Here is a 10823-nt window from a genome sequence, read left to right as displayed (position 1 = left end):
GGCGGCGAGCAANTCGTCCGTGGCACCCTGGGCCGCATGCTGTTCTCCAACGATGAGATCCTCAAGTCGGTCAAGGTGATTTCCGGTGGTGAGCAAGGTCGCATGCTGTTCGGCAAGCTGATCCTGCAAAAGCCGAACGTGCTGATCATGGACGAACCGACCAACCACTTGGACATGGAATCCATCGAAGCGCTGAACCTGGCGCTGGAAAACTACCCGGGCACGCTGATCTTCGTCAGCCACGACCGTGAGTTCGTATCGTCCCTGGCCACCCGCATCATCGAGTTGAGCCCAAGCGGCGTGATCGACTTCAGCGGTACTTATGATGACTACCTGCGTAGCCAGGGCGTTGTGTTCTAAACGTTCGCTATAAATGNNNTAAACGTTCGCTATAAATGAAAAGCCCTGTCCTTGTGACGGGGCTTTTTGCATTTCAGGGCCAAGCAATGTTTTGGTGGGGCCTTCAAGCACAACGAATATAGTTAGCCTGCTTCCTTTTATTCCTCACCCAAGCCATGATGCAGCTCTCCCACCGCCGCCCGCGAACGAGCCGTCATGTCAGTGCAGCAACTGCCACCGCAAAGCTCCATGGCGATCACCCTGCAGATCGTCTCCATCGTCTTCTACACCTTCATCGCCTTTCTCTGCATCGGCCTGCCGATCGCGGTCATCCCGGGCTATGTGCATGAGCAGTTGGGGTTCAGTGCGATCATCGCGGGACTGACCATCGGCTCTCAATACCTGGCCACCCTGCTCAGCCGCCCAATGGCCGGGCGTATGTCAGACACCATTGGCACCAAACGGGCGATTGTTTACGGCCTGTCGGGGATTGTGCTGAGCGGTGTGCTGACGTTGATTTCAACCTTGCTGCAAAGCTTTCCACTGATGAGCCTGTTGATCCTGATCGCCGGTCGCTTGTTGCTCGGCATCGCCCAGGGCTTGATTGGCGTGGGCACGATCAGCTGGTGCATGGGCCAGGTCGGTGCAGAGCACACCGCGCGCTCGATTTCGTGGAACGGCATNGCGTCTTACGGCGCCATTGCGATCGGGGCGCCGCTGGGCGTGGTGATGGTCGCCGAGTACGGCTTTGCCAGCTTGGGGATCGCGCTGTCACTGCTGGCCCTGGCCGCCCTGTTGCTGATCCGCAATAAACCCTCGGTGCCGGTGATTCGNGGCGAGCGGCTGCCATTCTGGGCGGTGTTCGGGCGCATNGCGCCCTTCGGTGCCAGCCTGAGCCTGGCCTCCATCGGTTACGGCACCCTGACGACCTTTATCACCTTGTATTACGTCAGCCGTGGCTGGACCGGCGCGGCCTACTGCCTGACGGTTTTCGGGATCTGCTTTATTGTGTCGCGCTTGCTGTTTATCTCCGCGATCAGCCGCTTCGGCGGTTTCACCTCGGCGATTGCCTGCATGAGCATTGAAACGGTGGGCCTGGTGCTGCTGTGGCTCGCACCCTCCACCGCCTATGCGCTGATCGGCGCGGGCCTGGCCGGGTTCGGCCTGTCGCTGGTGTATCCGGCGCTGGGGGTTGAAGCGATCAAGCAAGTGCCCAACTCCAGTCGCGGCGCGGGTTTGAGTGCTTATGCGGTGTTTTTTGATCTGGCACTGGCGATTGCCGGGCCGTTGATGGGCGCGGTGGCGTTGAACCTGGGGTATTCGTGGATCTTCTTCAGTGCGGCGCTGTTGTCGGTGACCGGGCTGGGTTTGACCTTGATACTCAAACGCCGCGCAATGGCCTGATGGGCGGCGATTACTGATCGGCGGTTTGCATTCCAGCGCGGGTAGGCTTGCCCAAAGCGTGCGAGAAGAACCGCCCGGCTTCAGACACCATGTTGCGATGGATGTCCTCGCGGTCAACGCCGTCGGCATCGGTGCACAACGCCGGCATGGCGGCGATCTGCTCTTCGTTGCACGGCGCCATGAATACGAAGTGCCCTGCCCCCGCTAGCAATTTGAAGTCCGGTGCGATCGGCAGCTTGCGGGCCAGGGCGGCGGCATTCTTGTCCACCGCCACCAACTTGTCGCCATCGCCACTGTAGAGCAGCACCGGCACATGCACGTCGGCCAGGGTATGGCGGCCAAACATCAGGCTCAGCGGCGCCATCAGCAGCAATGCATGCACGCGCGGGTCCGCCACCGGTTGCAAGTCATCACGGTCGACAATCAGCTCGCCCTGGGTGTTGCAGGCATCACGATCGTCCGGGCGCTCCTGGCAGTAACGGCGCAGACGATCCAGGTCAGGCGTGGCGCCGGACAGGATCAACGCGGTTTCGCCGCCCGCCGAATAACCGATCACGCCGACCTGGTCGGCATTGACGAAAGGCGCGAGCATACGGTCGCCCAAGGTCGCGGTAATGGCTTCGGAAATCTGGATGGGCCGGCCGTAAAGGTTACTCAACGTACCGAGGCGGCTGTGGTCTTTGGAGTTGTCACCGGGATGGATCACCGCCACCACCACAAACCCTTTGCGTGCCAGCGAGGTGGCAAGGTCGTGCAGCGCCAGCGGGGTTCCGGTGTTGCCGTGAGACAGCATCAGCATCGGGAAACGGCCCATGGCGACGCGGATGTCCTCGCCTGCCTCGACTGTGTAACCTTCGATTTTGCTGGTGTGTTCCCGGTCGCTGGAGGGATAGAACGCGATGGCGCGCATCGGCTGCAAATCCAGCGGGTCGAGAAAACTCATNNNNTGGAAGCCCACACTCCAATGCGGGTGCGGTGCTGGCGCGGCGTGCACTGAATTCAGGCTGCTGAGCAGGCAAATCAGAAACGTTGCACAAAGACGCACCATGGGATGCCCCACCTTGTTACTGGACCGGAGTCGGTAACCCTCGACTGCATAACCCGGGCCACAATCTGTAATGACCAGAAACAAAAAACTCCGTATCTGGCACTTGCGTGATCAGAATACAGAGTTTTTTGGGTGGTGCCTGAGCTGTTTGAGCTCTTTACGCAAGTCTTACGCAGCGGCGAACAGTTGCTCGCTGATTTGCGTGTGAGCATCGCTCATGGCTTTGGTGCGCACTTCGTCACCGTAGGCCAAGCCGTGGGCGCGAACAAACTCAATGTCGGTGATGCCGATGAAGCCGAACAGCACCTTCAAGTACTCTTCGTGCGCAACGCCAGTCGCCTGACCGGCATGCAGACCGCCGGACGTCGAGACGATNANNAGTTTCTTGCCACCGCACAGGCCTTCAGGGCCGGCTTCGGTGTAACGGAACGTCTGGCCGGCCACCGCGATGCGGTCGATCCAGGCCTTGAGCTGCGAAGGCACCGAAAAGTTGTACATCGGCGCGCCNATCACAACAGCATCAGCAGCGAGGAATTCGGCCAGGGTGGTGGCGCTCAGCTCGGCTTCGTGCTGTTGCGCGGCGTTGCGCAGTTCAGCGGTGGTGCCGGCGGCGACCAGTGTGGTGGCGGAGAAATGGCTGATGGCATCGGCGGCCAGGTCACGGTAGGTCACTACGGCGGTTGGCTCGGCGGCTTGCCAGGCTTTGACGACTTCGCTGCTCAGCAGACGGGAAGCCGAGTTGTCACCAAGAATGCTCGAATCGATATGCAACAGTTTCATAAGGGATCTCCAGGTGAGGATCGCCACCGGGCGATCTGATGGGGAGGATCCTACAGATGAAACCAATAGCTGATTAGCCCGCAACAATGCGATAGTTCGTCCCACTGATAGAACAATCGGATTTCAATCATGCAAGACCTCAACGACCTCTACTATTTTGCCAAAGTCGTCGAAGCCGGCGGCTTTGCGGCCGCCGGGCGGCTGCTCGGGATTCCCAAGTCACGGTTGTCGCGACGGATTGCCGAGCTGGAAGAACGCCTTGGTGCACGGTTGCTGCAACGTACCACCCGACAGCTGAAGTTGACGGCGGTGGGCGAACGTTACCTGCGGCACTGTCAGGCGATGCTGCTGGAAGCCGAAATGGCCGATGAAGCCGTGGCCAGTATGTCCAGCGAACCCAGGGGACGCCTGCGGGTGTCGTGCCCCGTCGGCCTGGCCCACGAAATGCTGCCGACGGTGATCAGCCGATTCCTCGAAAAGCACCCCCAGGTGCAACTGGAAGTCATGCTGCTCAATCGCCGGGTCGACCTGGTGACCGAAGGCGTCGATGTCGCGCTGCGGGTCCGTGAGTTGGGCGATGAAGATCCGCTGCTGGTGACCCGCCGCTTGCGCCAGGCACAGATGGCGATGGTCGCCAGCCCGGCCTTCCTGCACGGACGTGAGATCAACCACCCCGAAGACCTGAAAACCTTGCCGGTGCTCGGCGCGCTGGAAGCCGACCGCATGGTGCACATTCGCATGCTCGATCAGCAGGGTAAAAGCTTCGACTTGAGCCTGGAAGCACGATTGGGCATCGACGATTTCATCGTGCGCAAGGCCTGCACACTCGCTGGCCAGGGGTTCACGATGCTGCCGATGATGTATTGCGAACAGGAACTGGAAAATGGCTCGCTGGTGCAGTTGCTGCCCGACTGGTCATTGCCTGGCGGCTGGCTGCAAGCGGTCTACCCTCATCGGCGCGGGGTGATGCCGGCCGTGCGCGCCTGGATCGACCATTTGATCGAATCATTCAATGCCTGTGGGGACCGATTGATATGAAGGCTGGACGTATGAGCGAAGAGGACGTCGCGCAATTCTGCCTCGCGCTGCCCGGTGCGCGGGAAGACTATAAATGGGGAGGTGTACGGGTGTTTTCGATTGCGGGGAACAAGATGTTCGCCTTGCAGAACCTGCGCGGCGATTCCCTGGCCTTCAAGGTCGACAAGGATCTGTTCCTGGGNCATGTGGACCGCCCCGGCATCCACCCGGCGCCGTACCTGGCACGGGCGCAATGGATCATCATGAACACGCCCTACCCGCTGGGTGCCGAGGAGCTGCAGGAATTGTTGAAACGCTCGCACCAGTTGGTGGTGAGCAAGCTGCCCAAGCGTACCCAGGTCAGCTTGCAGCTTTAGAGCAATGCAAACAAATGAGCGCCGAGGAACAACTGGTCGATCCAGAACACCTGGTGCATCAGCACAATGAGCCAGAACACCAGTTGAAACGAGACCTTGCGGGTCTTGTGCCGAAACACCTGCTGAGCCAGCAAGGCACCCGGCCAGCCGCCCGCCAGTTCCACCGCGTGCAACACGTTTTCCGGGGTGCGCCAGCTGTCGGCGCGCGCCTTGCGCTTATCGCTCCAGTACAGAAAGAACGCCAGCACACTGACGATGCCATAGGCCGCCAGCGGAATCAGCGAAACTCCGTGCAGCCACAGCGACACCGAGCCCGTCAGCGGCAGCGCGCACAGAATCGCCAACACCAGCAGTTTCAACCGTGGATGCTGGACCCGCTCGCCCCCGGACCTGCGTCCGGGGTTGTTGCGCGCGCTGGCGTCACTCATGGCGTGACCGCGGTCCAGTCGATCCAGCCAAACTGCCAGGTCGCCAGGATCACCAGGCCGAACGCGATCCGATACCAGGCAAAGGCCGCATAGCTGTGGCTGGCGATGAACACCAGCAAGGCCCTGACGGCAATCATCGCAAAGACGAATGCGGTGACAAAACCGATGGCNAANACCGGGAAGTCAGACGGCACGAACAGGTCGCGGTACTTGTAGCCCGAGTACACCGCCGCACCGACCATGGTTGGCATCGCCAGGAAAAACGAGAACTCCGTNGCGGTTTTGCGCGACAGACCGAACAGCAAGCCGCCAATGATGGTGGCGCCGGAGCGCGAGGTNCCNGGAATCATCGCCAGGCATTGAGCAACGCCGACTTTGAGNGCGTCTTTCCAGGTTATTTCGTCGACGGTGTGAGCGTGCACTTCGTGCTGGCGCCGTTCCGCCCAGAGCATGACGACACCGCCCACGACCAATGCCGTGGCCACAGTGATCGGGTTGAACAGGTAGTGGTGAATCAGATCGGAAAAAATCACCCCCAGCACCACGGCCGGCATGAAAGCGATCAGCAGGTTCGCGGTAAAGCGTCGAGCGCTCGGCTGAGACCGCAAGCCTGTGACCACATCGAAGATCTTGCGGCGAAACTCCCACACCACTGCCAGGATCGCCCCCAGCTGGATAATGATGTTGAAAGCGATGGCCCGTTCGCCACCGAAGTTGAGCAAGTCAGCCACAATGATCTGGTGACCGGTACTGGAAATGGGCAAAAACTCCGTCAGCCCCTCTACAACCCCAAGAATCAATGCCTGAAAGGCGGTCCAAAGATCCATCAATCCCCCAAAGGCGATGCGCCAAGGCATGCCCCGTTAGTTTTTTAGTCGTTCACTGCGCCAAGCGTAGCCGAAGTCCTGCGCACAAAGGATCCAGACGAAACCGTAAAAATTCCGTGAAAAATCAACTTGGATTCAGGTTTTTCCGCGCGGGGCCGAAATCCTATCAGACAAGCCCTGATAACGCTGCTGCGTAATGAGACTTGGGTCGCATATGCCCGACCGGCAAAGCGTGGTTGGATGCTGGCAATCGTTTATTACAAGAAGAAGAAATCGGAGTGACAGCGTTATGAACAGCTTGCGCAGTGTGTCGATCAGCCGACGCTTGTGGCTCATCTTGATTGTTTCGGTGGTGATGTTATTGACCTTGGGCGTGTTGATGCTCAAGCAGATCCATAGCGACCTGTACCAGGCAAAAGCCCAGAAAACCCAGCACGTGGTGCAGACCGCCAGCGGCATTCTGACCTACTACCACGGCCTGGAAACCGCCGGCACGCTTACCCGCGATGCCGCGCAGAAGCAGGCACTGACCGCTGTGCGCGGACTGCGCTACGACCACGACGATTATTTCTGGATCAACGACCTGACGCCCGTGATGATCATGCACGCGGCCAACCCCAAGCTGGATGGCCAGAACCTCTCGGCCATCCGCGACCCGGACGGTTTTGCGGTGTTCAACGAGTTCGTGAGCCTGGCCAAGGCCAAGGGCGCCGGCACGGTCAACTACCGCTGGCCTAAACCGGGCGCCAGCGACCCGGTCGGGAAAACCTCCTACGTCAAATTGTTCGAGCCTTGGGGCTGGGTGATCGGCTCGGGCGTGTACATCGACGACATGCAGGCCGAGTTCTACGGCCAAGTCTGGAAGGCTTCGTTCGTCGGCCTGGTGATTGCGCTGATCATGGCGTTGCTGGTGATCATGATCGCTCGCAGCATCGTGCGCCCGCTTCAGGATACCGTGAACGCGATGGCCAATATTGCCAGTGGCGAAAGCGACCTGACCCGCAGTCTCGACACCCACGGGCNGGATGAAGTCACGCAGCTGGCACGGCACTTCAATGCCTTTACTGCCAAACTGCGAGGGGTGATCAGCGAGCTGCAGGTGTCCGCCAGCGCCCTGGGCCAGTCGTCCAGCGAGCTGGGCAACGATGCCGCGCAGGCCCATGACCGCAGCCAGCAACAATCGCAACAGATGGAGCTGGTGGCGACGGCGATCAATGAAGTGACGTACGGCGTGCAGGACGTGGCCAAGAACGCCGAGCACGCNGCCAGCGAAATGCGCGATGCCGAATCCCAGGCGCAGCAGGGNCAAGTGAATATCGACGGCAGCTTGCAGCAGATCGACCAGCTCTCCGGCACCATCAGCCAGGCCGTGGAAGTGATTCGCACCCTGGCCGCTGAAAGCACCCAGATTGGCAGTGTCCTGGAGGTGATCCGCTCCATCGCCGAGCAAACCAACCTGCTGGCGCTCAACGCCGCCATCGAAGCCGCNCGCGCCGGTGAGCAAGGCCGTGGGTTTGCCGTGGTGGCCGATGAAGTGCGGCTGTTGGCCCAGCGCACGCAAAAATCCACCGCAGAGATCCAGGCGATGATCGAGCGCCTGCAAGGTCACTCGGAAGCGGCCGTCAAGGTGATCGGCGACAGCAGCCGAGCTTCGCAACTGACCATCGAACAGGCCGGTCTGGCCGGTGCCAGCCTGAATGCAATCGGCCAGGCGCTGCGCAACCTCAACGGGCTGAATGCNTCGATTGCCAGCGCGACCTTGCAACAGGCGCATGTGGTGGAAGACATCAACCAGAACGTCACCCAGGCCGCGGGGTTGTCCCACAGCACTGCGCTGGCGGCGGAGCAGTCGAGTGTGGCCAGTGTGCGACTCAAGGATTTGAGCGAGCAGTTGAACGGCCTGCTCAAACAGTTCCGCGTTTAGGTCATAACACACCCCCTGTGGGAGCGAGCTTGCTCGGGATAGCGGACTGGCAGTTAACTTTAATGTGACTGACCTGCCGCCATCGCGAGCAAGCTCNTTTAATGTGACTGACCTGCCGCCATCGCGAGCAAGCTCGCCCCCACAGGTTTTGCGTTTTAACTGACGGTGTCGGGCAAGCTCGCGCATCACAATCTAGGTACAATCCGCCCCCTCTTTCGTCTTCCCCAAGGAACCTCCATGTCCGGGCTTGAACTGTTCGCCGCCGCCCTGGGGGTGATCGCTGTCTGGTTGACGGTCAAACAGAACCCCTGGTGCTGGCCCATCGGGCTGATCATGGTGTTGCTCTACACCTGGATCTTTTTNGACGTGAAGCTCTATTCCGACATGCTGCTGCAGGTGATCTACGCCGCGTTGCAGCTCTACGGCTGGTGGCAATGGACCCACGCGGGTGAGGCAAATACCGGTCGGCAGGTCAGCCGGCTTGATGCCAAATCGATCGCCATTGGCCTTGCGGCCGGCGCCATCGGCAGTCTGCTGCTGGGCGCCGCCATGGCGCACTGGACAGATGCCGCGCAGCCCTGGCTTGACGCCGCCCTCACCGGCTTCAGCCTGGTGGCACAAATGTGGATGGCGCAAAAACGCGTGCAATGCTGGCCGCTGTGGATTGCGGTGGACGTGATCTTCGTCGGGCTGTTCCTCTATAAAGGCCTGTACCTGACGGCCGCGCTTTACGCGCTGTTCACCGTGATTGCCGTGCAAGGCTGGCGTGAATGGCGCGCCGACCCGGCGTTGCACGCATGAAAGTTGTGGTACTGGCCGGTCCNGAATCCAGCGGTAAAAGCTGGCTTTCGGGTGAGATTCACGCCAATTTTGGCGGCATATTAGTCAATGAGTACGTTCGGCACTTTATCGAAAGCGAAGCCCGTGAAACCCGCTACGATGACATTACCTCGATAGCTCATGGCCAGCTTATGTGGGAGGACGAAGCACGCGCCAGGCAACCGTCACTGCTGATCCTCGATACGCACCTCTTAAGCAATATCCTTTGGAGTCGCACGTTGTTTGGCGATTGCCCGGTATGGATCGAGCAAGCATTGCTGGCCCGGCGCTACGACCTGCATTTGCTGCTGAGCCCTGAAACCGTGGCTTGGCATGACGATGGGCAACGTTGCCAGCCGCAACTGGCAGAACGCCAGGCGTTTTTCCAGGCCAGCCATGAATGGCTTGACCTGCACCGCCAACCTTGTCAGGTACTGCAAGGTGACTGGCAGCAGCGCAAGGACGCGGCATTCGAGGCGGTGACGCGCTTGCTCAACGCCTGACCGGAGCGCCCCTCGACGCCGCACCTGTCCATTCCTGAAACACTCATTCCTGCGCAAACCCGCGATCTAAAGCGGGCCGAGCGTTCCCGCAAGAAAATGTTAAGCCACTGATACAACCTGCCTTCAATGCCCCCAGCGTGCACCGCCGCCCGCATGGACTGCGTTTTTGCGCAGCTCTGTCTCAGTGGCGTTACACAATTTTTTTGACCCCCCCGACAATTTAATTCAACCAACTGTTTTTTAAGGAAAAACAGAAAGCGGCACACCTTCTGCTCTTTACCTCGCAACGCTGATAAGGGCCAGCGTTCCAATTACAGAAGGAATTGCCGCCGTGGGGAAATTTGATAGAAGTATCTTTAGCCTCCTGTTGTTCGGATGCGCACTGGGCTTAACAGTTTGCCTGCCCGTACAGGCTGACAACGGCATCATAACGATCAAACGTGATGTCCAGACCCGCAACGCAACCATTCCGCCGGTAATCCCCGACCCTAACCCCACGACCGTCAATGCCAACCCGTCGAGACAAATCCTCCAGCAAACGAACGAGTTGAGCGACGGCGACTTTGCCAACGTCGCCAGTGGTGCAGGCATCAACCGCCTGGTCACTCAAAACACCAACAATCTGGGCGGCAACATCAGCAACCAGAGCCAACTTTCCAACCTCCCTGCCGGACGTTCGGGAAATTCGGGCAACGGGATTGCCAACATGGTCAATTCAAACGTCCAGCAGGGCCTGGGTGCTCTGAAAATCATAACGGGAGACCGTTAAGATGAATCGTTCGCTGCTAATGATCGCCATGTTTTGCAGTGCATCGACCTTTGCCCAACCTCCCGTCATCAATAACGCCGACATTGACGGTTCGGGCATGCAGTACCAAGGCAACCTCACGGTTAACCAGGCGGCGGGCGATTTTCAGCAACAGGCCAACGCCCGGGCCATCGCCATTGGTACCAACGCCAGTGCGACCACTCAGATTCGCCAGCGTTTGCGCACCCAAGTCGACCCCAGAATTGATGCCCAGTCCAACATACAGGGCGACTCCTTCAGTCACGGCAACGGCGTACTGGGTGTCAACCAGAGTGCGGGCGCCAGTAACCAGCAAGCCAACGCACTGCGTATCAGCATCAGTGCTCAGCCGCAAAGTATCGACGACAGCGTCCTCATGCAACAGAACGTGGCGCTGCTCAACAACTCCGATCCAACTGACTCTGCACCAGGCTATCGCCAGGTCACTACCAGTGACCAGGCATTCACCGGTAGCCGTGGGGTGATCCAGTTGAATCAGAGCGCCGGGGTGGGAAACAGAATGGCAAACACCCTAAGCGTAAGGGTCGCGGATTGACCCGAAAAGGTAAG

13 protein-coding genes are annotated in these 10823 nt (G+C 59.6%); 9 read left to right on the top strand and 4 right to left on the bottom strand.

What is annotated here, in order from left to right; translation table 11 throughout:
• Both B7L09_RS01030 and B7L09_RS01025 read left to right on the top strand, forming a co-directional pair.
• Nucleotides 1-360, top strand: a 360-nt coding sequence (locus B7L09_RS01030; protein ID WP_141213413.1) for an ATP-binding cassette domain-containing protein, incomplete at its 5' end; no start/stop codon positions are given.
• A gap of 195 nt (nucleotides 361-555) precedes the next feature.
• Nucleotides 556-1743, top strand: coding sequence for an MFS transporter (locus B7L09_RS01025; protein WP_094467380.1), 1188 nt, complete (start codon nucleotides 556-558; stop codon nucleotides 1741-1743).
• Between the two features lie 10 nt (nucleotides 1744-1753).
• Here B7L09_RS01025 and B7L09_RS01020 read toward each other — a convergent pair whose 3' ends face one another.
• Both B7L09_RS01020 and B7L09_RS01015 read right to left on the bottom strand, forming a co-directional pair.
• Nucleotides 1754-2791, bottom strand: coding sequence for an alpha/beta hydrolase family protein (locus B7L09_RS01020; protein ID WP_094467379.1), 1038 nt, complete (start codon nucleotides 2789-2791; stop codon nucleotides 1754-1756).
• A 168-nt stretch (nucleotides 2792-2959) separates the two neighbouring features.
• Complete coding sequence (locus tag B7L09_RS01015) at nucleotides 2960-3571, bottom strand: FMN-dependent NADH-azoreductase (protein WP_094467378.1); 612 nt, start codon at nucleotides 3569-3571, stop codon at nucleotides 2960-2962.
• Between the two features lie 129 nt (nucleotides 3572-3700).
• Here B7L09_RS01015 and B7L09_RS01010 point away from each other — a divergent pair, with 129 nt between their 5' ends.
• Together B7L09_RS01010 and B7L09_RS01005 are read left to right on the top strand one after the other, a co-directional pair.
• Nucleotides 3701-4609 (top strand): LysR substrate-binding domain-containing protein, encoded by a 909-nt coding sequence (locus tag B7L09_RS01010; protein WP_094467377.1) that lies wholly within the window; start codon nucleotides 3701-3703, stop codon nucleotides 4607-4609.
• The gene (locus tag B7L09_RS01005) at nucleotides 4606-4965 is read left to right on the top strand and encodes an MmcQ/YjbR family DNA-binding protein (RefSeq protein ID WP_094467376.1); all 360 of its coding nucleotides are present in this window, start codon (nucleotides 4606-4608) and stop codon (nucleotides 4963-4965) included. Before B7L09_RS01010 ends, B7L09_RS01005 begins: the two co-directional genes overlap by 4 nt.
• Here the strand turns inward: B7L09_RS01005 and B7L09_RS01000 are convergent.
• Both B7L09_RS01000 and B7L09_RS00995 read right to left on the bottom strand, forming a co-directional pair.
• The gene (locus tag B7L09_RS01000) at nucleotides 4962-5393 is read right to left on the bottom strand and encodes a DUF1294 domain-containing protein (protein ID WP_094467375.1); all 432 of its coding nucleotides are present in this window, start codon (nucleotides 5391-5393) and stop codon (nucleotides 4962-4964) included. The two genes, B7L09_RS01005 and B7L09_RS01000, sit on opposite strands and share 4 nt — an antisense overlap.
• Entirely contained in the window at nucleotides 5390-6220 is an 831-nt protein-coding gene (locus tag B7L09_RS00995; protein ID WP_094467381.1) for an undecaprenyl-diphosphate phosphatase, read from the bottom strand. Before B7L09_RS00995 ends, B7L09_RS01000 begins: the two co-directional genes overlap by 4 nt.
• 289 nt (nucleotides 6221-6509) lie before the next feature.
• Here B7L09_RS00995 and B7L09_RS00990 point away from each other — a divergent pair, with 289 nt between their 5' ends.
• From B7L09_RS00990 to fapB, 5 genes are all read left to right on the top strand, one after another.
• On the top strand, nucleotides 6510-8144 hold the full coding sequence (locus tag B7L09_RS00990; protein ID WP_094467374.1) for a methyl-accepting chemotaxis protein: 1635 nt from the start codon (nucleotides 6510-6512) through the stop codon (nucleotides 8142-8144).
• 237 nt (nucleotides 8145-8381) lie between these two features.
• Entirely contained in the window at nucleotides 8382-8945 is a 564-nt protein-coding gene (pnuC, locus tag B7L09_RS00985) for a nicotinamide riboside transporter PnuC (protein ID WP_094467373.1), read from the top strand.
• On the top strand, nucleotides 8942-9466 hold the full coding sequence (locus tag B7L09_RS00980) for an AAA family ATPase (protein ID WP_094467372.1): 525 nt from the start codon (nucleotides 8942-8944) through the stop codon (nucleotides 9464-9466). The genes pnuC and B7L09_RS00980 overlap by 4 nt, the downstream gene beginning before the upstream one ends.
• Before the next feature lie 331 nt (nucleotides 9467-9797).
• Entirely contained in the window at nucleotides 9798-10235 is a 438-nt protein-coding gene (fapA, locus tag B7L09_RS00975) for a functional amyloid chaperone FapA (protein ID WP_094467371.1), read from the top strand.
• A gap of 1 nt (nucleotide 10236) precedes the next feature.
• The gene (gene fapB / locus B7L09_RS00970; protein WP_094467370.1) at nucleotides 10237-10809 is read left to right on the top strand and encodes a fibril amyloid subunit FapB; all 573 of its coding nucleotides are present in this window, start codon (nucleotides 10237-10239) and stop codon (nucleotides 10807-10809) included.
• Nucleotides 10810-10823 lie beyond the last annotated feature (14 nt).

Source organism: Pseudomonas mandelii (assembly GCF_002251635.1).
Taxonomy (GTDB): Bacteria; Pseudomonadota; Gammaproteobacteria; order Pseudomonadales; family Pseudomonadaceae; genus Aquipseudomonas; species Aquipseudomonas mandelii_B.
The sequence above is the reverse complement of the archived record's forward strand: the minus strand, read 5'-3'. Positions and strand labels throughout refer to the sequence as shown.

Coding starts and splice junctions, on each gene's coding strand:
- B7L09_RS01010 (WP_094467377.1), top strand. CDS start 3,701: ATGCAAGACCTCAACGACCTCTACTATTTTGCCAAAGTCGTCGAAGCC.
- B7L09_RS01000 (WP_094467375.1), bottom strand. CDS start 5,393: ATGAGTGACGCCAGCGCGCGCAACAACCCCGGACGCAGGTCCGGGGGC.
- fapB (WP_094467370.1), top strand. CDS start 10,237: ATGAATCGTTCGCTGCTAATGATCGCCATGTTTTGCAGTGCATCGACC.